Origin of the sequence: Mycolicibacterium neoaurum ATCC 25795 (assembly GCF_000691525.1) — a bacterium.
In the GTDB taxonomy this organism is placed as follows: Bacteria; Actinomycetota; Actinomycetes; order Mycobacteriales; family Mycobacteriaceae; genus Mycobacterium; species Mycobacterium neoaurum.
In genome coordinates this window covers 750189-770807 of sequence record NZ_JMDW01000008.1, presented here as the reverse complement: position 1 = coordinate 770807, position 20619 = coordinate 750189, and the positions used below count along the sequence as shown (strand labels likewise).

16 protein-coding genes are annotated in these 20619 nt (G+C 66.7%); 8 read left to right on the top strand and 8 right to left on the bottom strand.

Going from position 1 to position 20619, the window contains the following annotated elements; genetic code table 11:
* Position 1 precedes the first annotated feature (1 nt).
* Positions 2–463 (bottom strand): Lrp/AsnC family transcriptional regulator, encoded by a 462-nt coding sequence (locus tag IC40_RS0111090; RefSeq protein WP_019514775.1) that lies wholly within the window; start codon positions 461–463, stop codon positions 2–4.
* Between the two features lie 33 nt (positions 464–496).
* Here IC40_RS0111090 and hglS point away from each other — a divergent pair, with 33 nt between their 5' ends.
* The 3 genes from hglS to htpG are packed head-to-tail and all read left to right on the top strand — an operon-like array spanning position 497 to position 5232.
* Positions 497–1726 carry a 2-oxoadipate dioxygenase/decarboxylase gene (gene hglS / locus IC40_RS0111085; RefSeq protein ID WP_030134780.1) on the top strand — a complete coding sequence of 410 codons (1230 nt, stop codon included), beginning with the start codon at positions 497–499 and terminating at the stop codon, positions 1724–1726.
* Positions 1723–3264 (top strand): L-piperidine-6-carboxylate dehydrogenase, encoded by a 1542-nt coding sequence (amaB, locus tag IC40_RS0111080; protein WP_030134779.1) that lies wholly within the window; start codon positions 1723–1725, stop codon positions 3262–3264. The genes hglS and amaB overlap by 4 nt, the downstream gene beginning before the upstream one ends.
* 24 nt (positions 3265–3288) lie before the next feature.
* Positions 3289–5232, top strand: coding sequence for a molecular chaperone HtpG (htpG, locus tag IC40_RS0111075; protein WP_030134778.1), 1944 nt, complete (start codon positions 3289–3291; stop codon positions 5230–5232).
* A gap of 84 nt (positions 5233–5316) precedes the next feature.
* Here htpG and IC40_RS0111070 read toward each other — a convergent pair whose 3' ends face one another.
* The 7 genes from IC40_RS0111070 to IC40_RS0111040 form a co-directional block, all read right to left on the bottom strand.
* Entirely contained in the window at positions 5317–6633 is a 1317-nt protein-coding gene (locus tag IC40_RS0111070) for an HNH endonuclease signature motif containing protein (RefSeq protein WP_030134777.1), read from the bottom strand.
* Between the two features lie 359 nt (positions 6634–6992).
* Positions 6993–8147 carry a CaiB/BaiF CoA transferase family protein gene (locus IC40_RS0111065; RefSeq protein ID WP_030134776.1) on the bottom strand — a complete coding sequence of 385 codons (1155 nt, stop codon included), beginning with the start codon at positions 8145–8147 and terminating at the stop codon, positions 6993–6995.
* Positions 8140–9066, bottom strand: a complete 927-nt coding sequence (locus IC40_RS0111060) for an SDR family NAD(P)-dependent oxidoreductase (RefSeq protein ID WP_030134775.1) — start codon at positions 9064–9066, stop codon at positions 8140–8142. The genes IC40_RS0111065 and IC40_RS0111060 overlap by 8 nt, the downstream gene beginning before the upstream one ends.
* Positions 9063–10919 carry a flavin-containing monooxygenase gene (locus IC40_RS0111055; protein ID WP_030134774.1) on the bottom strand — a complete coding sequence of 619 codons (1857 nt, stop codon included), beginning with the start codon at positions 10917–10919 and terminating at the stop codon, positions 9063–9065. Before IC40_RS0111055 ends, IC40_RS0111060 begins: the two co-directional genes overlap by 4 nt.
* Positions 10916–12094, bottom strand: coding sequence for an LLM class flavin-dependent oxidoreductase (locus IC40_RS0111050; RefSeq protein ID WP_030134773.1), 1179 nt, complete (start codon positions 12092–12094; stop codon positions 10916–10918). The genes IC40_RS0111055 and IC40_RS0111050 overlap by 4 nt, the downstream gene beginning before the upstream one ends.
* Before the next feature lie 48 nt (positions 12095–12142).
* Positions 12143–13555, bottom strand: a complete 1413-nt coding sequence (locus IC40_RS0111045) for an aromatic ring-hydroxylating oxygenase subunit alpha (protein WP_030134772.1) — start codon at positions 13553–13555, stop codon at positions 12143–12145.
* 12 nt (positions 13556–13567) lie between these two features.
* On the bottom strand, positions 13568–14413 hold the full coding sequence (locus tag IC40_RS0111040) for an SDR family NAD(P)-dependent oxidoreductase (protein ID WP_030134771.1): 846 nt from the start codon (positions 14411–14413) through the stop codon (positions 13568–13570).
* 139 nt (positions 14414–14552) lie between these two features.
* On the opposite strand from IC40_RS0111040, the gene IC40_RS0111035 reads away from it, so the two are divergent.
* Genes IC40_RS0111035 through IC40_RS0111015 form a run of 5 tightly spaced genes read left to right on the top strand, consistent with a single transcriptional unit; the run spans position 14553 to position 20616 of the window.
* The gene (locus IC40_RS0111035; RefSeq protein WP_030134770.1) at positions 14553–16142 is read left to right on the top strand and encodes an SMP-30/gluconolactonase/LRE family protein; all 1590 of its coding nucleotides are present in this window, start codon (positions 14553–14555) and stop codon (positions 16140–16142) included.
* The gene (locus tag IC40_RS0111030; RefSeq protein ID WP_030134769.1) at positions 16139–16885 is read left to right on the top strand and encodes a GntR family transcriptional regulator; all 747 of its coding nucleotides are present in this window, start codon (positions 16139–16141) and stop codon (positions 16883–16885) included. The genes IC40_RS0111035 and IC40_RS0111030 overlap by 4 nt, the downstream gene beginning before the upstream one ends.
* Positions 16882–18375 (top strand): AMP-binding protein, encoded by a 1494-nt coding sequence (locus IC40_RS0111025; RefSeq protein WP_030134768.1) that lies wholly within the window; start codon positions 16882–16884, stop codon positions 18373–18375. The genes IC40_RS0111030 and IC40_RS0111025 overlap by 4 nt, the downstream gene beginning before the upstream one ends.
* Before the next feature lies 1 nt (position 18376).
* Positions 18377–19150: an SDR family NAD(P)-dependent oxidoreductase gene (locus IC40_RS0111020; protein ID WP_030134767.1), complete on the top strand. Its 774-nt coding sequence runs from the start codon at positions 18377–18379 to the stop codon at positions 19148–19150.
* The gene (locus IC40_RS0111015; RefSeq protein ID WP_030134766.1) at positions 19147–20616 is read left to right on the top strand and encodes an AMP-binding protein; all 1470 of its coding nucleotides are present in this window, start codon (positions 19147–19149) and stop codon (positions 20614–20616) included. The genes IC40_RS0111020 and IC40_RS0111015 overlap by 4 nt, the downstream gene beginning before the upstream one ends.
* The last annotated feature ends 3 nt before the right edge of the window (positions 20617–20619 follow it).

Sequence of the window (20619 nt, the reverse complement as noted above, 5' to 3'; positions counted from 1 at the left end):
ACTATTTCGGCAGGTATGCGCGTCCGTCGTAAAATGTCTGTAGGATGATGGTGCTTCGGGTGCGGACGTTGGCGGCTGTCCTGATTCGCTGCAGCAGGTCTTCCAGCGCCCGCGCCGAGGCGACGCGCACCAGGAGCACATAGCTTTCGTCGCCGGCGACGGAATGACACGACTCGATTTCGTCGATATGGCGCAGTCGGGCAGGAGCATCATCGGGTTGAGAGGGGTCCAGCGGAGTGATCGCCACGAACGCCGAGAGCATGTGCCCCACGGTCTCGGGGTTCACCCGCGCGGTGTATCCGAGAATCACCTCACGGGACTCCAACCGACGCACCCGCGACTGCACGGCCGACACCGACAGGCCCGCGGTGGCAGCCAGGTGCGCCAGCGTCGCACGCCCGTCGGCGACCAACTCCCGTACCAGCAGCCGGTCGATCTCGTCGAGATGCTCGATGTCGGTCATGGCCGCACTGTACGCAACACGTCCGGGCCCGCGATGAGCACCGTTGAAACCTGGCAGCTGCGGGCACAATTCGCCGCGGCGCTGTCCCGGATGTACGGCGCGGAGGTGCCGGCCTACGACACCTTGGTGGAGGTGAGCGCCGAGGTCAACGCCGACCACCTGCGGCGTCATCCGCAGGACCGGCGACTGGGTTCGTTGGAACGCGTCACCGCGGAACGGCACGGGGCCATCCGGGTCGGTAACGCCGACGAGATGCGCCAGGTCGCCGATCTGTTCTCCGCCTTCGGCATGTACCCGGTGGGCTTCTACGACCTGCGGACCGCCGTCTCCCCCGTCCCGGTGGTGTCCACCGCCTTCCGGCCGATCCATGCCGATGAGCTGGCGCGAAATCCGTTCCGGGTCTTCACCTCCATGCTGGCCTGCGCCGACACCCGCTTCTTCACACCCGATCTGCGCACCAGGGTGGAGACGTTCCTGGGCGGGCGCCGGTTGTTCAGCGCCGAGCTGCTGACGACTGCGCGCCAGATCGCCGATGATGGCGGGTGCCCGGCCGATGAGGCCCAAGACTTCGTCGCCGCCGCCGTGGCCTGTTTCGCCTTGTCCCGCGAACCGATCGACCGCGGCTGGTATGACGAGTTGTCGGCCGTCTCGGCGGTGGCGGCCGATATCGCCGGCGTGCGCAGCACCCACATCAATCACCTGACGCCGCGGGTGCTGGACATCGATGCCCTGCAGCGCGCCATGACCGAACGTGGCATCACGATGATCGAGGCAATTCAGGGACCGCCGGCCGTCGACGGTCCCGAAGTCCTGTTGCGGCAGACCTCCTTCCGCGCGCTGGCCGAGCCGCGCCGTTTCCGCGCCGCGGACGGTGCAATCTCGGAGGGATCGCTGCGGGTGCGCTTCGGTGAGGTCGAACAGCGCGGCGTGGCGCTGACACCGCGTGGGCGTTCGCGCTACGACGCGGCAATGGCCGAGGTCGACCCGGCTGCTAGCTGGCACCGCCATTTCCCGGCCACCGATGAGCAGATGTGCACCGAGGGACTCGCCTACTACCACGGCGGCGATCCCAGCAGACCCGTTGTCTACGAAGACTTTCTGCCGGCATCTGCCGCGGGGATCTTCCGGTCGAACCTCGATGGGGACGCTCACGCCCCCGACCGTCCCGACGATACGCAGTACAGCCAGCACTGGATGGCCGACCGGATCGGCCACCACATCCACGATCCCTACGAGCTCTACGAGAAAGTCGCGTGTACATGACCAGCGTCCTGACGTCCTCCCTGCCGACCGCCGACGAACTGCGCGCCCGGGTGCGCGCCGCACTCGACGCACTGGGCTGCACCACCGAGCTGGCCGGCCCGGGCGCGCCGGGACTGCCTGCGAGCACGCCGGTCACCGGTGAGGTGCTCTTCACCGTCCCGGTCTCCAGCTCGGCCGATACCGACTCCGTCATCGCCGCCGCCGCAGCGGCTTTCGCTGCCTGGCGGACCACCCCGGCGCCGGTGCGTGGCGCCCTGGTGGCCCGGCTCGGCGAACTGCTCACCGCGCACAAGGCAGAACTGGCCACGCTGGTCACCGTCGAGGCAGGCAAGATCACCTCCGAGGCGCTCGGCGAAGTCCAGGAGATGATCGACATCTGCCAGTTCGCCGTGGGGCTGTCCCGACAGCTGTACGGCAAGACCATCGCCTCCGAACGGCCCGGGCACCGGCTCATGGAGACCTGGCATCCGCTCGGTGTGGTCGGCGTCATCACCGCCTTCAACTTCCCGGTGGCGGTGTGGGCGTGGAACACCGCGGTCGCACTGGTGTGCGGCGACACCGTGGTGTGGAAGCCCTCGGAGCTGACACCACTGACCGCCCTCGCCTGCCAGGCGCTGATCGAGCGGGCAGCCGCCGATGTCGGCGCACCGGCCGGGCTGGCCGGACTGGTCCAGGGCGGCCGCGAGATCGGCGAGCAGCTGGTCGACGACCCGCGCGTCGCACTGGTCAGCGCCACCGGCTCCGTGCGGATGGGCCGCGAGGTCGGACCGCGGGTGGCCGCCAGATTCGGCAAGGTGCTCCTGGAGTTGGGCGGAAACAACGCCGCCATCGTGACCCCGTCGGCGGACCTGGACCTGGCCGTACGGGCCATCGTGTTCTCGGCCGCAGGTACCGCCGGCCAGCGCTGCACCACCATGCGCCGGGTCATCGCGCACCGTTCGATCGCCGACACCCTGGTGCAGCGGATCGCGACCGCGTACGCCAGCCTGCCGGTCGGCGATCCTGCCACCGAGGGCACGTTGGTGGGTCCACTGATCCACGAGCGCTCCTACCGGGACATGGTGGGTGCGCTGGAGCAGGCCCGCGAAGACGGCGGCGAGGTCACCGGCGGTGAGCGTGTCGACCTCGGTGCGGACGGCTACTACGTGCGACCTGCCGTGGTCCGGATGCCTGCCCAGACCGCGGTGGTGCACGCCGAGACGTTCGCCCCGATCCTGTACGTGCTGACCTACGACGATCTCGACGACGCCATCGCGATGAACAATGCGGTACCCCAGGGCCTGTCGTCGGCGATCTTCACCACCGACATCCGCGAGGCGGAACGGTTCATGGCCGCCGACGGCTCCGATTGCGGGATCGCGAACGTCAACATCGGTACCTCCGGTGCGGAGATCGGTGGCGCGTTCGGCGGCGAGAAGGAGACCGGCGGGGGCCGCGAGTCCGGCTCGGATTCGTGGAAGGCCTATATGCGTCGGGCCACCAATACCGTCAACTACTCCTCCGAACTCCCCCTTGCACAGGGGGTCCGGTTCGGCTGAGTCGGCAGGTTTTAGTATGACCGCGTGAGCGAGCAGGTCGAACAGAGAGAATTCCAGGCAGAAGCGCGGCAGCTGCTTCAGCTGATGGTGCACTCCATCTACTCGAACAAGGACTCGTTCCTGCGGGAACTGGTCTCGAATGCCTCCGATGCGCTGGACAAGCTGCGGCTGGCGTCCTACCAGGACAAGGATCTCGATGTCGATACGTCGGATCTGCACATCGACATCGATCCCGATGCCTCGGCACGCACGCTGACCATCCGCGACAACGGCATCGGCATGTCGCGCGATGAGGTCGTCGACCTGATCGGCACGCTGGCCAAGTCCGGCACCGGTGAGCTACGCCGCAAGTTGAGCGAGGCGAAGCAGGCCGGCGATGCCGCGGGCGGGCGAAGCGGGACGGGCGATGTCGCCGATCTCATCGGTCAGTTCGGCATCGGGTTCTATTCGACGTTCATGGTCGCCGACAAGGTCGACCTGGTGACTCGCAAGGCCGGCGAAAGCACCGCGACGCGTTGGGAATCCAGCGGGGACGGCACATACACCATCGCGACCGTCGATGACGCCCCGCAGGGCACTTCGGTCACCTTGCACCTCAAGCCCGAGGACGCCGACGACGAGCTGCACGACTACACCGCACCGTGGAAGATCAGGCAGCTGGTCAAGAAGTACTCCGACTTCATCTCCTGGCCGATCCGGATGGAGGTCGAGAAGACCGTCCCGGCACCCGAGGGCGCCGAGGAGGGCACCCCACCGACGGTCACCACCGAGATCGAGACCATCAACTCCCGCATCGCACTCTGGGCCAAGCCCAAGAGCGAGGTGTCCGACGAGGAGTACAAGGAGTTCTACCGGCATATCGCGCACGCCTGGGACGACCCCCTCGACGTCATCGCGATGAAGGCCGAGGGCACCTTCGAGTATCAGGCATTGCTGTTCATCCCGTCGCAGGCGCCGTTCGACCTGTTCAACCGCGACGGCAACACCGGCGTGCAGTTGTACGTCAAGCGCGTCTTCATCATGGGCGACTGTGACGAGCTGATGCCGGAGTATCTGCGCTTCGTCAAGGGTGTCGTCGACGCCCAGGACATGTCGCTCAACGTGTCCCGCGAGATCCTGCAGCAGGACCGCCAGATCAAGGTGATCCGCCGGAGTCTGACCAAGAAGATGCTGTCGGCGATCAAGGACCTGCAGGCCAACCGTCCCGACGACTATGCGACGTTCTGGACGCAATTCGGCCGCGCGTTCAAAGAGGGCCTGCTGTCCGACGCCGACAACCGCGACACCCTGCTGGCGCTGTCGTCGTTTGCCTCGACTCATTCCGAGGACAGCCCTACCACCCTGGCCGAGTATGTGAGCCGGATGAAGGACGACCAGGAGCAGATCTTCTACGCGACCGGCGAGTCGCGCCAACTGCTGGAGCGCTCACCGCACCTGGAAGCCTTCAAGGCCAAGGGCTACGAGGTGCTGCTGCTCACCGATCCGGTCGACGAGGTATGGGTCGAGTCGGTGCCCGAGTTCGACGGGAAGACGCTGCAATCGGTAGCAAAGGGTGAGGTCGACCTCAGCGGTGACGAGGCCGACAAGCCCGACACCGGTGATTTCGCCGAGTTGCTCACCTGGCTGCAGGAGACCCTCGACGAGCACGTCAAGGAGGTGCGATTGTCGACGCGGTTGACCTCGTCGCCGGCGTGCCTGATCACCGACACCTTCGGCATCACCCCGCAGCTGGCGCGCATGTACCGTGCGTCCGGCCAGGATGTGCCGGTCGGCAAGCGCATCCTGGAACTCAACCCCGAGCACGCCCTCGTGAAAGGGTTGCGGGACGGCCTGGCTTCGGGCGCCGAGGGGCTCAGCGATGCCGCCGAGTTGCTCTACGGCACAGCCCTTCTCGCCGAAGGCGGGTCGCTCGACGACCCGGCTCGCTTTGCCGCCATCCTGGCCGATCGGTTGGCCAAGACCATCTAGCCGCCCCGGGTCGCCGGGCCGTTTCACTGTGTAGTTGTCAAGGTGCTTCGTGAGGTTCGTTGCGACCGCCTCCTGTCCGACTGACTATGCGGCGGCCGGTAGGTCGGTCATGGTGCGTCGGTTGTGCGATCGCAGATGCTCGGGTTCGGGCTCACCTGGCTTCTGCGGTGGGATGAACCAGGGGTGTCGGTCGCGGCCGAGGTAGACCTGCCAACCACCGTGATGGATGAGGCTGTGGTGTAGCCGACACAGCAGCACACCGTTGTCCAGACTCGTTGTCCCGCCGTGGCTCCAGGGGTGGATGTGGTGGGCGTCGCACCAGGACACCGGTCGACCGCAGCCTGGGTGAGCGCAGCCTCCGTCGCGCACCCCGAGGGCTTTGCGGATCGCTGGGGTGAACAGTCGCTCGGCGCGGCCGACATCGAGCGGCACCCCGGAGTGATCGACGATCACATTGGTCAGCGTGGAATCGCAGGCAATCAGATCGGCGGTCGCCGCGCTGACGGGTCCGCCGAAGCCGAGCCGGTCCACCGCCTCCTGACCGCGCTGCCCCGGTCGGATGAGGGTGACGTGCGGGAGCACCCCGCCGGACATGGGTCGTGTCGACTGGGACAGATAGGTGCGCAGGATCTGCCCGACCGCATCGCCCCGGCGTTTCTCGATCGGCCGGGGATCCGGCGATCCATCCGGTAGCGGGACCGGCCGACAGAGCGGGTCCAGCGCAGCGCACAGCCCTTCGCCGGTCCCCACGTCCAGGTTGAGGGTGGCTTCGTATCGGCCCTCCTCGCCCAAAACCAGCGTCATCGTGTTGAGGTCGGTGTCCTCGGCGACGGGTACCGCCCGCTGGTCCTGGGGTAGGTCTGCAGCGCGGTCGATGCCGATCGCCCGGGCTTTCTTGCCGACTTCGGCCGGGGTGGTCTGGGTCATCAGCTTGGTGACCACGCTCGCCCGATCCTGCTCGGAGAGCTCGGTTCTGGCATTGATGTGGGTGACACCTTTGCCGACGGCGTCGGCGAACTCGATCCCGACCCCACCCAGCCGTTGCGCGGTGGTCAACGCCGGTAACAGGTGCGCCGCCCGGCCCACCCGCACCGCGCGCACCGCCGCACCCGGCGCCATCCCCAGCAGGGACAGCAGATCGGTGCCCGTCTTCACATGCCGCCGCGCCGGCACCCCCGCGCGTTCAGCCGCGGCCACCGCCGACGCGACAACGAACGCCAGCAGATTGCCCGCCGTCACCGCCGCAGCCAACACCGCCAACAGCGCCGCGTCATCAACAACCGGCCGCGGGCACTCCAACAGATGACACAACGTCCGATCAGCGTCATCGACCGGGACCTCAACCGGAGCAAGGTCATCGATCAGCGCATCGACAAACGCGTCGAAATGGGTGGCGTCCATAGTGGATACCGGCTTTCACACTCGGTGCCCGAGGGCACGATGAGGCAACACATCCCTGATCCCGCAGGACCAGGGCAACCTCGCCGCGACCGGGGCCACGGTCTGGCGCTCACCGGGTGGAGATCGGGAGCTATGCTGCATTCGAACTTGTGTTCTATCGTACACGTGTTCGAATAACTGCGCAAGCCCTTCCTGGGTTGACTCATCGAAAATGCGCGCGTCGGCCCACCACCGTCTTGTGGTCAGCCAGGGCCGACCCCTTTAATCGAGGCTGTGCCGGACCACGATCGACTCGAACTGTTCCCGGACGGAATTCGCACCTGCTGAGGTTGAGCAACGAGACCAAGCCGCGTGTCCTCTCAGCGCCGAAGGTCGGCCTGCAACTCCCCGAGCACCGCATCGGTATCGGCCCCCAACCGCGGCGCCGGCCCACGAACACGGCCCGGCGTCCGCGAGAACCAGGTCGGCACGCCGGGGAATCGCACCGGGCCGTCCGGCGTCTGCACCGTCTCGAACAAGCCGACGGCGTTGAGTTGCGGCGAATCGAACAGCGCATCGAGGCTGTTGATCGGCGTCGCCGGGATCTCCAGTTCGGCGAACAGCGCCAACCACTCCGCGGTGGTGCGCTCCAGCATGGTCTGCGCCACCAACCCGTACACCGTGTCGATCTGCTTGGCACGCAACGCCAACGTCGCGTACTCCGGGGTGTCCCAGGCCGGCCGCACCGCGTCGATGAACGCCTTCCAGTGCTTGTCGTTGTAGATCAGCGCGGCGACGTGCCCGTCCTTGGTGGCGTAGGGCCGCCGATTCGGCGCCACCGTGCGCGGATATACCGCCGGCCCGAGCGGGGGGTCGAACATGGCGCCGTTGGCATGTTCGACCAGCATGAAGGAGGCCATGGTCTCGAACATGCTGACCTCTACCTCCTGCCCCTCTCCGGTGCGCTCCCGGTGGAACAGCGCCATCATGGTGGCGTACAGCGCGGTGAGACCGGTGACCTTGTCCGCCATGATCGTCGCGACATACGTTGCATCGCCGGTCAATTGACGTTGCACTGCCGGCAGCCCGCATTCGGCCTGGATGGTGTCGTCATACGCCGGACGGTCGGCATCGGGCCCGCGTCGGCTGTAGCCATAGCAGTTGGTGTAGATGATGTTCGGATTGATCGCCGACACCGCAGCGTAGTCGAACCCGAGCCGGGCGATCGCCTTTGCCCGCATGGAATGGATGAACACATCCGCCGTCGCGATGAGTGCTCGCAGCGCCGCCACACCCTCCTCGGAACGCAGATCGAGCACCACGCTGCGCTTGCCGCGGTTCACGTTGACGAAGACACCGTTCATGCCGGGGGACGGACCCACCGCCACGTTGCGGGTGATATCACCCTCGGGCGGCTCGATCTTGATGACGTCGGCGCCCATGTCGGCCATGATCTGGGTGCAGTAGGGGCCCATCACCACCGACGTCACATCGATGACACGCACCCCGTCCAATGCCCCATTGCGGTCACTCATGTTGAGCGCCTTGGGATGCCATGGCGAATGAATACCTGATGTGGTCGGTGTGACCGTCGGGCACGGGCGGGAATACCAGCGGCACAGTATCGTCGCGGATCACATCGATGTTCGCCGCCACATCCTCGACCGACCAGGTCGGGCGGTACACCCCCGCCGTCTCGGCGATGAACGCGCGGGCCACCCGGCCCCCGATGGCGACCAACATCTCCCCTGTCACCGAACAACTCTCGTGGGAGAGCCAGGCCACAGTCGGTGCCACCAGCTCCGGCCCCATCGGCGGGTAGGCCGAGGTGTCGATACCTTCGGCCATTCGAGTGACCGCGCTGGGAACCACAACATTGCACGTCACATTATGCGCCGCACCCTCAAGAGCGGCCACATTGGACAGCCCGATCAGTCCCGCCTTCGCCACCCCGTAGTTGGCCACGTTGTGGTTTCCGTACAACCCGCCGATCGACGACGTCAGCACGATCCGACCGAACCCGTTGTCGCACATCAGCGGAAATGCCGGGCGGACGACGTGGAAACCGCCCCGAAGATGCACATCGAGCACGGCGTCGAAGTCCTGGTAGCTCAACTCGCGCAGCGAACCGCGGCGAACGGTGCCGGCATTGTGGATCAGGATGTCGACCCGACCGAACGCCGATACTGCGGCATCGATGATCGCGCGGCCGCCCTCGGGGGTCGCCACCGAATCGGTGTTGGCCACCGCCACTCCCCCGGCGGCGGTGATCTCGTCGGCGACCTGCTGTGCGGGAGCGGCGTCGTTGCCGTCCCCGCTCAGGCTGCCACCGGGATCGTTGACCACGACCTTCGCGCCCCGGGATGCCAACAGCAACGCGTACTCACGCCCCAACCCCCGACCGCCACCGGTGATGACGGCCACCCGGTCATCGAATCTGAGGGCAGCGCTCAAGAGAGCTCCAACCCCGCGAGGTCACCGTTGGTCCGCCAGTCGGCGATCAGATCGTCGAAGGCGTAGAACCCGGGCGAATAGAACTCACCGAGGAAGGCACCGTTGCGCACCGCGCCGCCGCGCCCCTCGTTGTTGTAGTAGCCCGGCGTGCAGGACAGTTCGAAGGCGGAGTTGTCGATCGACAATTCACGGACGGTGGACACCCAGGCGTCCTGTCCCTCCTGGCTCGGTTCCACCGTCGTCGCACCGCGGTTCTGCGCCTCGGCGATGATGTAGGCGATGTGCTTCGCCTGTTGCTCGAACATCGCGGTGGTGTTCGCAGACACCCCACCCTGGATGAATCCCATGAAGAACTGATTGGGAAACCCGCGGCTGGTCATGCCGTGCAGCGTCTTGTAGTCGTCGCGCCAGTGATCGAACAGGGACAGCCCGTCCCGGCCGGTGATCGCGTCGATGGCGAAGCGCCGGTGGATCTCGGTGGAGATCTCGAAGCCACTGGCGAAGATCACGCAGTCCACCTCGTATTCGAGGCCGTCGGCGACTATGCCGTTCTCGGTGAGCCGTTCGACACCTTTGCACGCCGACACGTCGATCAACGTCACGTTGGGCCGGTTGAAGGTCGCCAGGTAGTGCTCACTGGACGTTGGCCGCTTGCACATGAAGCGGTAGTACGGTTTCAGGGCCTCGGCGGTGGCCGGGTCGTCGACGATCTCGGCCACCCGGCGGCGCAGCCGCTCCATGATCTTGTAGTCCTCTTCCTCGCGGAAGGCCATGATCTGGTCGATGCCGACCGACGTCGGATCCTCGCTGCCGGCGATCCGCGCGGTCAGGTTGCGGCCGAGTTCGGTCCAGAAATCACACACCAGATCCGGTTCTCCGAACACCACACCGACGAACGGGGACCAGTTGTGGAAGTTGCGCTTGCGCTCTTCCTGCCACCCCGGCTGCAGGGTGGCTGCCCAGTCCGGGTCGGTCGGGGTGTTACTGCGCGCGTCGACCGAGGACGGGGTGCGCTGGAACACCAAGAGCTGCTCGGCATCACGGCCCAGATGCGGCACCAGCTGGACACCGGTCGCTCCGGTGCCGACCAGTGCGACGCGCTTGTCGGCGAGCTTGCGCAAACCGCCGTCGGCGCTCCCGCCGGTGTAGTCGTAATCCCAGCGCGCCGAGTGGAAGACGTGCCCGCCGGCAGCCCGGAAGTCCTTGATACCGGGGATACCGGGCAGCTTGGGCCGGTTGTAGGAGCCCTGGGCCATCACAACGAATCGGGCCCGGATCTCGTCCCCGCGGTCGGTGCTGATCTGCCAGCGCTGCACCCCGTCCTGCCAACGAAGTTCGCGCACCTGGGTGGAGAACAGCGCACCGTCGTACAGGCCGAAATGCTTTCCGATGTTGCGGCAGTGCTCAAAGATCTCGGCACCGTCGGCGAACTTCTTGCTCGGCATGAAGTCGAGCTCTTCGAGCAGCGGAATGTAGCAGTAGGCATCGTTATCGCACTGGATCCCGGGGAACCGGTTCCAGTACCAGACCCCGCCGAAGTCACCGGCCATCTCGATGACGCGGATTCCCTCAACACCGGCCTTCTTCAGGTATGCGCCGGCCAACAACCCGGCGAACCCGCCGCCGAGGATCACGACGTCGACGTCCTCGATGACCGGGTCCCGCCCGGTCACGGTGGTGTAGGGGTCCACCTCGGCGAACTCGGCATACTCCCCTTCGAGTTCCAGGTACTGGTCGCCGCCGTCGGGACGCAGCCGCTTCGCCCGCTCCGCGGCGTATTTCTCACGCAGAGCCGGGATGTCGATATCGGTCGGGGTGTCGGTCGGCTCGCATGAGGTCTCCGGCGTCGTCATACGGTGGCGTTCTCCGGCAATGCCGCCGGATGCAGCGGGGCGGTCATCTCGTGCACCGCGGGCAGCACTTCCTGTGCGAACAGCCGGGTGCTCGCAAAAGCGTCCTCGTAGGGCATGGTGCCGAACTGCGGCACGATGGTCACCTCGGAGAACGAGCACGCCTCCTGGGCGGCCTTGAGCTTCTCGAACACCACCTCCGGCGTGCCGATCAGCAGGTTGGACGCGTGGTATCCGGGCGGGCCGCCCTTCTTCTGGTCGCCGACCTGTGATGCCAGCACCGCGGTGGCGGTCGCCTCCCGGGCGGCGTAGGCCTCATATCCCTTGACCCCGCGGAAATTGGAGGCATCGGCAAAACCGTAGTGCACGTTGACATCACGGTTGGCCGTCCAGATCCACTCCTCGGTCAGCGCGGCGAGCTTCTCGTCCTCCTTGGCCGTGCAGTACATGAACATCACGTTCTTGGGCTGACAGGGCTCGAAGCCCTCCTCGGCGCGGAAGGTGTTGACCTTGCGGACCTCTTCACCGGCGTCCCAGATCGGCTTGTTGCCGACGAACAGCGGGACCATGCCGCGCCGCGACAGGATCTCCAGCGACTCGGCCGTCGACGATGAGCTGTAGATGCGGGAGAACAGGTCCTTGCTGATCGGTTCGGGACGCAGCGACATCTCCGGGAACGTGAAGATCTCACCGTCATAGGAGAAGCGCTCCCCACTGAACGCCAGCTCCAGCACGTCGAGGGTTTCGTTGAAACGCTGCCGGCTCTGCTCGCGCGGCACGCCGACGGCGTCGAACTCGCTCTTGGACACCCCTCGTCCGATGCCGATGGTGTTGTACCGGCCGTTGGAGACGATGTCGAGGTAGGCGATCTGATGTGCCAGTCGCACCGGGTTCCACCACGGCGCCACCGCGACGAACGTGCCCAGGCTGACCCGCTCGGTACGTCCGGCGAAGTACGTCAGCGCCTGGATCGGGTTGGGTGTCATGCCATACGGCGTTCCCTGGTGTTCGGGGAACCAGATGCCGTCGAAACCCAGCGGCTCGGCGAGATCACCCAACGCCAGCGCGGCCTGCACACACTCGTGGTCCGGGGTCACCGGCGGGGTGCTGAAATCACCCGCCATCACCCGCTCCCAGTCACGCGAGTTCTGCGCACCGGTACCGAGATTGACCTTCATATTATGTCTCCTTGCTCGGGATCTGCGGAAGCACGGCTCCACACATCGCTAGATATCCTGGGGTTCTCCGATGCCCATGTACTTGGCCAGTTGATGGTGCAGATTGACGGTGCTGCGCTCGCGGTACGGGTTGGGCAGCGTGCCCGGGAAGCCGGCCGACTTCATCCCCTGCTGGACGGCGGCCATGTTCGAGAAGTCCTGCGGCAGCACCGAGAGCCAGTTGGGCGAATCCTTGGGGGTGTAGGCCCATTCGGTCTGTGGCGCCTGGCCCTCGGGGTACAACTCGAACACCGCGACCTCGAAGATGCACTTGTTCGGGTCATAGCTCGGGTCGGGCCGCGCCGAATAGCACAGCGCGCTGGTCAACCCCTGCCCCACCTGAAAATTCGGGAAGATCTGCCAGGCGGTGCCACTCTGCCCGAGGATGTCGGGCGGGATGGTCGGCCAGATCACCCCGCGGGCCTCGTCGTCCCGGCGGGCCGAGGCCAGCCAGTGCTGCAGAACCTGGTCGGCGGGAGTGCCCTCGGGCAGTTCGTCGACCAGCCGCTTGGCCGCCTCCACCAGCGTCCGCGTGGTGGTCGCGTTGGTCTCCTCCATGGTGTACACCTGCATCTCGGCCGTCGAGATGCGCGGGTCACCGGTGCCGAGTCGGATCTTGGACTTGGTCTCGTCCATGCCCTTCGGCGCGTCGTAGCCGATGTTGCTGTGCTTGCCCTGCGCCTTGGCCCAGCCCTTGAACTCACCGAACTTGTTGAACTCCGGGTGCGTGGTGAACACGTGGTAGGTCTCGTTGAAGGCCTCCATCGCGACCTTCCAATTGCAGTCGAAGTACAACCACTTGCGCCACTTGTAGCGCATGTTCTCCAACCCGAAGGGGTCCAGGATCTTCGACGCCGGGAACAGGTAGTCGGCCAGCGACTCGGCCTCGGGGTCCATGTTGACGAACAACCAACCGCCCCAGGTGTCCACCTGCACCGGCGCCAGATGGGTGTTGGCGGGCGTGAGTTTGCCCTGCCAGTCGTCCTGTTCGCGGATGTGGGTGCAGGCACCGTCGAGTCCGTATGTCCAGCCGTGGAATCCGCAGACGAACGATTTCCGGGCGCGGCCGACGGCGTTCTTGGCGCCGTCGGGGTTGTCGATCAACCTGCGGCCGCGGTGCATGCACACGTTGTGGTGCGCGGTGAACTGCTCGGGGCCGGTGCGCACGATGATGATGGAGTCGTCGAGGATGTCATAGGTGAGGTAACTGCCGATCTCGGGGATCTCCTCGACCCGGCCGACCTGCTGCCAGACTTTGCGCCACAACCGGTTCCGCTCGTTACGGGCGTACTCGGGTGAGATGTAGGCGTCCACCGGGATGGTGGTCGGCTGAGACAGGTCCTCGGCGATCACACCCGTCGAATCGTCGGGTTCGGCGTCGATCTCGATGGCAGCGTCGAGGTCGGATTCGGTATGGGTCACGTGCTGGTCCTTTCAGATCCGACTGATCGCTCGGCGGAAGTTCTCGTCCTTGAGGAACAGGGAGGTGTTGTCGGCACCCAGGTGGGTCCACTTCAGGTTCAGTCCACCGTCGACCAACAGCGTCTGTCCGGTCACGTATCCCGCCAGATCCGAGAGCAGGAACAGGATCGCGCCGGCCTGTTCGGCGGGGGTTCCCCTGCGACCCATGGCGATTGCGGTGCGATCGCGTTCGGGATCCTCGTCGACGTAGGTGGCCGAGGCGGCTGTTTCGGTGACCCCCGGTGCGACCGCGTTGACCCGGATACCACTGGCGGCCAGCTCGACGGCCAGCGTTCGCGTTGCCGCGACGATGGCGGCTTTCGCGGTGCCGTAGGCGATGTGGAACGGTGCGGTGTTCATCCCACTGATCGACGAAACCGACACGATCGAGCCGAGGTTGCCCTGTTCGCGGATTTCAGCGGCCACCGCCTGGCTCATGAAGAACATGGTCTCCAGGTTGGCGGTGAACAGCTCCCGCCAGTCCGCCCGGGACACCCGGGTGGCCGGCATCCAGGTCGCCGGGGCCGCACCGCCGGCGATGTTCACCAGGCCGTAGAGGGTTCCCTGCGCCGCGCGGGCCGCCTCAAGGACCGTCGCGATGCCCTCGTCGGTGGCGGCGTCGGCGACGACCGGCTGTACCGCGAGCCCCTGCTCAGCCAGCGGGCCGACATGGGTGTCGAGGTTTTCCCGCGACCTGCCGACGGCGATCACGGTGGCACCGGCCTCGGCGGCGAGCCGGGTGACGGTCGTACCGATCCCGCCGCCGCCGGCGCCGGAGACCACGACGATGCGTCCCACGAGACTCAGCAGCTCGGTCACGGCGTCAATTGTCCGTACAAATATCGACGTTCTTCATATTGCAGAACACTATTCCGCAGGGCTTTTATGCCGTCAAGGCCGGCTTTGACAGATGCCGTTTCTATTGTCTGGACCAGTTCGACCTTGATAGCGTCCAGTCATGACGACCTTCGAGACCGGTCGATACGGCGCGGCGGAGCCCGAGGCGGCGGCAGGGTGGACCGTGACCCGATTGACCGCGCCCAGCCGGCTGTTCGGCGCCAACGGTCTGCGCACCGGCCCCGACGGACGGCTGCACATCGCGCAGGTGACGGGCAGCCAGATCAGCGCGCTCGACGTGTCCACCGGCGCGCTGGAGACCATCAGCGCCAAGGGCGGGGACATCGTCGCCCCGGATGACCTGGCCTTCGGGCCCGACGGCGCGCTCTACGCCACCGAGGTGATGGACGGCCGGGTCAGCGTGCGCGACACCGCAGGCACCACCCGGGTGCTGCGCGATGATCTGCCGTCGGCCAATGGGATCACCGTCCATCAGGGGCGGTTGTTCGTCAACGAATGTCGGGACGGGGGCCGGCTGTTCGAACTCGATGTCGACGGTGGCGAGCCCCGGTTGATCCTGTCGGATCTGCCGTCGCCCAATGCCATGGAGTTCGGACCCGACGGGCTGCTGTACTTCCCGGTGATGACCGCCAACCAGATCTGGCGGGTCGATCCCGCCGGCGGCGCACCCGAGGTGGTCGCCGGCGATCTCGGGGTACCGGACTCGGTGAAGTTCGACGCCGACGGCACCATCGTGTCCACCCAGGTGGCCAGCGGCCAGGTGCTGCGCATCGACCCGCGCAGCGGCACCCGGACCGTGCTGGCCACGCTCACACCGGGACTGGACAACTGTGCCTTCGTCGACGGACGGTTGTTCGTCTCCAACTTCACCGGCTCCATCACCGAGATCCAGCCCGGCGGCGCCACCACCGCCGTGCTGCCCGGCGGGCTGAACTGGCCGCTGGACATCACCGTGGGCACCGATGGCGTCGTCCATATCGCCGACGGCACCTATCTGTACAGCCTCGGCGCCGACGGATCACTACACACCGTCGGCATGCTGTTCAGCCCCGGCTATCCGGGATTCGTGCGCGGGCTGGCGCAGGCCGGAGCCGGCGAATTCGTGGTGACCACCTCCGGTGGCCAGGTGGCCCGGTACCGGCCCGCGGACAACGAAACCGATTATCTCGCGGCTGGTTTCGACCAGCTCTACGGTGTCGCCCTGCTGTCCGACGGCAGCCCGGTCGTGGTCGAACAGGGCACCGGCCGGGTGCTGCGGCTAGCCGGCACGGACACCGAGGTGCTCGCCACCGGTCTGGACACCCCGGTCGGCGTGACCACCGATCACGACGGAGCGGTTCTGGTGTCGGTGGCCGGTGCGGTGCTGCAGGTGACCGGTTCGGGCACCGAGACCGTCGTCGACGATCTGGTCACCCCGCAGGGAATCCTGGTGCGCGCCGACACCCTGTACATCGTCGACGCCGGCACCAAGGCGGTCATCGCGGTCGATCTGACGACCGGGACCCGGCGGACCATCGCGGCCGGCCTGCCGGTGGGGGCGCCACCCGGTGTCACCCCCAAACCGCTGCGCGGGATGCCGCCGTTCTCGGGCCCGCAGGGGCCGTTCGCGGGGATCGCCGCCGGAGCAGATGGCACGCTCTACATCTCCGCCGACGGGGAGGGCAGCGTGCTGGCGCTGCAGCGTTCATGACCACCCATACCGCCGCCGAACACCGCTACCTGCAGGTGGCGCGCACCCTGCGCAAGGAGATCGTCGACGGGGTGTACCCGGTGGGCTCGCAAATGCCCACCGAACACGAACTGTGCGAGCGGTTCGCCGTCAGCCGGTACACGGTGCGGGAAGCGCTGCGCCGGCTGCGCGAGGACAACCTTGTCTCCTCCCGCCCGCGTACCGGCACCCAGGTGGTACCGCGGCCGACGACGAGTTCCTATGCGCAGGACGTGATGTCGATCAACGATCTGCTCGCCTTCGCCGCCGGGGCCCAGTTGGAGATCGAGTCCAACACCATGGTCACCATCGATGCCGAACTGACCGGTCGCACCGGTCTGGGGCTCGGTGAACAGTGGCTGGCGGTACGCGGACACCGCCTGGATGCCGAGACGCGTGTCCCGATCTGCCGCACCGAGTACTACATCAACCGCGCGTTCGCCGCGGTCGGGCGGATGTTGCACCGGCACACCGGTCCGATCTTCCCGCTGATCGAGGATCTGTTCGGGGTCAGCATCGTCGAGGTGCGCCAGGAGATCTCGGCGGTCCCGGTGGACCACGACCTGTCCGCACTGCTGCGAATCCCCGTCGGTGCGCCCGCCCTACAGCTGCAGCGCACCTACACCACCTCCGACGGGGACGTCGCCCAGGTCACCGTCAACACCCATCCGGCCCAGCACTACCGCCACTCGATGACCATGCGCCGGGTCAAGGGCTCGGTGTGAGCACACTGGCCGACGCGCTCCTCGAGGCGTCCCGCAGTACCCCCGACCGGGTGCTGATCGTCGACGGTGACACCACCGTCGACGCCGCGACACTGCACCGGCAGGCCACGGCACTGGCCACGGCGATGTCGGCACGCATGCCGGCCGGCAGCGTCGTGTCGTTCATGCTGCCCAACTGGCACGAGGCGGCCATCGTATACCTGGCGGCGACGCTGTCGCAGATGGTGGTCAACCCCATTCTGCCGTCCCTGCGCGACAGCGAGTTACGGTTCATCCTGAGTGACGCCGATGTGCGGATGATCTTCGTCCCGGAGCAGTTCCGCGGCCACGACCATGCCGCGATGCTGCGCAGGGTCAGCGCCGATCTGACCGACCCACCCGAGGTGGTGGTCGTCCGTGGCGCCGGGGACACATCGTTCACCGACCTGCTGCAGACCCCAGCCGCACCGCCGACCCGACCGGACCCGGCAGCGGTCCGCATGATCATGTACACCTCGGGTACCACCGGCCGGGCCAAAGCCGTTCTGCACAGCCATGAGTCGATCCACGCACTCATCCGTCAGATCGGGGCGCACTGGCGCGTCGACCCGGGCGACACCTTCCTGGTGCCCTCACCGGTCGCCCACATCGGCGGTTCGATCTACGCGTTCGAATGCCCGTTACTGCTCGGGTCTACGGCCGTGCTGATGCAACACTGGGACCCGGACGTCGCGGTGCAACTCATGCGGCAGTACCGCTGCACCCACATGGCCGGCGCCACACCCTTTCTGGAGGGTCTGCTGGGTGCGGCCGAACGAGCCGGCACCCGGTTACCCGATCTCAAGGTGTTCATCTGTGGTGGTGCGTCCGTTCCGCCCGCACTCATCACCCGGGCGGGCGGCTATTTCGAGAAGGCTGTCGTCACCCGGGTATACGGGTCGACCGAGGTGCCGGTGACCACCGTCGGTTCACCCGACGACCCCGCGCGGGCCGCCGATACCGACGGGCGACCGGGTATTGCCGAGATCGTGCTGGTGGACGGTGAGATCCGGGTTCGTGGTCCGCAGATGCTGGTGGGTTATCTGCACGACGAGGACACCGCCGCCGCTTTCGACGCGAGCGGCTACTTCCGCACCGGCGATCTGGGCATGCTCACGCCGGACGGTTACCTGGTGGTGACCGGCCGCGCCAAGGACATCATCATCCGCAACGGCGAGAACATCTCGCCCAAGGAGATCGAGGACATCCTGATCGGCCACCCCGGTATCGCGGAGGTCGCCGTCGTCGGCATCCCCGATGCCCGCACGGGTGAACGAGCCTGCGCCGTCATCGTGGCCGCCGATGCCGACCCGCCCGACATCGCCGATCTGGCCGCGCTGTTGCACCGGCACGGGTTGGCCAGGTTCAAGACACCCGAACGGGTGGTCGCCTGGGAGTCGCTGCCCAGAAACGATGCCGGCAAGATCCTCAAACACCAGATTCGCGCCACACTGACGAAGGAGTCGCACTGACATGCAGGTAGCGATCGTGACGGGCGCCAGCAGCGGTATCGGTTTCGGTTGCGCCACAACGCTCGCCGCGGCCGGAATGGCGGTCCTGGGTGTCGGTCGCGACCCGGACCGGCTGGCCGATCTGGAGCGGGCGATCGGCGACCCGGACCGCGTCGCCACCCTGGCTGTCGACCTGACCGCCGACGACGCGCCGACCCGCATCATCGACACCGCCGTCACCCGGTGGGGGCACGTCGACTTCCTGATCAACAATGCCGGGGTCGGCAGTCCGAAACCGTTGCACGAGACCGACGACGAATCGCTGGACTATTTCCTCGGCCTGATGTTGCGCGCACCGTTCCGGCTGGCCCGTGATGTCATCGGCCACATGGGACCTGGCTCGGCGATCATCAACGTCACGTCGACGTTCGCGGTGGTCGGCGGCCTGCGCGGTGGCGCCTACTCGGCGGCCAAGGGTGGGCTCACCGCCCTCACCGGGCACATCGCGTGTCAGTATGGCGCCCAGGGCATTCGGTGCAACGCCGTCGCCCCGGGGGTGACGCTGACACCGATGGTGGAGAAACGCCTCGACGACCCCGGTTTCCGCAAGATGCAGACCGAGATGACGCCGCACACCCGGCTCGGCACGGTCGACGACATCGCCGCCACCGTGGCGTTCCTGTGCTCCCCCGGTGGTGCATTCATCAACGGGCAGACCATCGTGGTCGACGGCGGGTGGAGTTCGACCAAGTACCTCTCGGAGTTCGCGCTCACCTCCGACTGGGTCGCCAAGTGAACCTGTACGGGCTACTGGACCAGGCCGCAACGCGTTTCGGTGAGCGCGGCGCGGTATATCGCGGGACCCGGCAGGTACACACCTGGGCGCAGTTGCGCGAGCGGGTGCTGCGGCTGGCCACCTCGATATCGGCCGGGCACGACACCGGCGCACGCATCGCCATCGCCAGCGAGAACCGGCCGGAGATCATCGAAGTGATGTTCGCCGTATGGGCGGCCGGTTGCGCGGTGGTGCCGATCAACTTCAAGCTGCACCCCCGTGAGATGGCGCAGATCATCGACGATTCCGGCGCCGCGATCGTCTTCGCCTCCCCCAAGATCGCCGCCGGGCTCGCCGGTGTCATCGAGACGACGGTCGAGGACGTCGAGACGTCCTCCTACGCAGCGCGATTCGAGTGCGTTCCCGCGACACCCGCCGACAGCGATCCGAGTGCGTTGGCGTGGCTGTTCTACACCAGCGGCACCACCGGCCGATCCAAGGGCGCCATGCTCAGTCACCGCAACCTGATGGCGATGACGGTGGCCCACCTGGCCGATTTCGACTCCCCGGACGAGAACTCCAGCCTGCTGCACGGCGCACCGATGTCACACGGTTCCGGCCTCTACATCGCACCCTATGTGCTGCGCGGTGCGCGTCAGGTGATCCCCGAGTCGGCGGGCTTCGACCCCGACGAGTTCCTGGACCTGTGTGCCCATCACCCGGGTGTCAGCTGCTTCCTGGCGCCCACCATGGTGGGCCGCCTGATCGCCACCGGTCGGTCGCGACCGACGAATCTGCAGACCGTGGTCTATGGCGGCGGACCCATGTACGTCGACAGCTTGAAGTCGGCGATGGCGGCGTTCGGTCCGATCTTCGTGCAGCTCTACGGGCAGGGCGAGGCGCCGATGACCATCACCGGTCTGCGCAGGCGCGACCATTGCGATGCCGATGACAGCGTCCTCGGCTCGGTCGGCTATCCGCGCTCCGGTGTCGAGGTCACTGTGCTCGACGCCCAAGGCAATCCGGCCGGTGTCGGTGAGATCGGCGAGATCGCCTGCCGTGGTGACGTTGTCATGTCCGGCTATTGGAACAACTCGGCGGCCACCGCTGCCACCCTCGTCGACGGTTGGCTGCACACCGGCGACATGGGCTCCTTCGACAGTCGCGGGTATCTGACCCTGCGCGACCGATCCAAGGACGTGGTGATCAGCGGCGGCAGCAACATCTATCCGCGCGAGGTCGAAGAAGTGCTGATCACCCATCCCGGGGTCGACGAGGCCTGCGTCGTCGGCGCCCCGGATGCGGACTGGGGCGAGGTGGTGGTGGCCTTCATCGTCGGGACGGCCGCCGAAGCGGACCTCGACGCCCACCTGCTGGAGCGGATCGCCAGGTTCAAACGTCCCAAGCGCTACGTCCACGTGCCCGAACTGCCCAAGAACAGTTACGGCAAGGTGCTCAAGCGAGAGTTGCGCGAACTCGTGCGCTGAGCG

Bases quoted from the DNA above. Each gene is read 5' to 3' on its own strand.
- hglS (WP_030134780.1), top strand. From the start codon at position 497: ATGAGCACCGTTGAAACCTGGCAGCTGCGGGCACAATTCGCCGCGGCG.
- IC40_RS0111055 (WP_030134774.1), bottom strand. From the start codon at position 10,919: ATGACGACGCCGGAGACCTCATGCGAGCCGACCGACACCCCGACCGAT.
- IC40_RS0111020 (WP_030134767.1), top strand. From the start codon at position 18,377: ATGCAGGTAGCGATCGTGACGGGCGCCAGCAGCGGTATCGGTTTCGGT.
- IC40_RS0111070 (WP_030134777.1), bottom strand. From the start codon at position 6,633: ATGGACGCCACCCATTTCGACGCGTTTGTCGATGCGCTGATCGATGAC.
- IC40_RS0111050 (WP_030134773.1), bottom strand. From the start codon at position 12,094: ATGAAGGTCAATCTCGGTACCGGTGCGCAGAACTCGCGTGACTGGGAG.
- IC40_RS0111065 (WP_030134776.1), bottom strand. From the start codon at position 8,147: ATGAGTGACCGCAATGGGGCATTGGACGGGGTGCGTGTCATCGATGTG.
- IC40_RS0111035 (WP_030134770.1), top strand. From the start codon at position 14,553: ATGACGACCTTCGAGACCGGTCGATACGGCGCGGCGGAGCCCGAGGCG.
- IC40_RS0111030 (WP_030134769.1), top strand. From the start codon at position 16,139: ATGACCACCCATACCGCCGCCGAACACCGCTACCTGCAGGTGGCGCGC.
- amaB (WP_030134779.1), top strand. From the start codon at position 1,723: ATGACCAGCGTCCTGACGTCCTCCCTGCCGACCGCCGACGAACTGCGC.
- IC40_RS0111090 (WP_019514775.1), bottom strand. From the start codon at position 463: ATGACCGACATCGAGCATCTCGACGAGATCGACCGGCTGCTGGTACGG.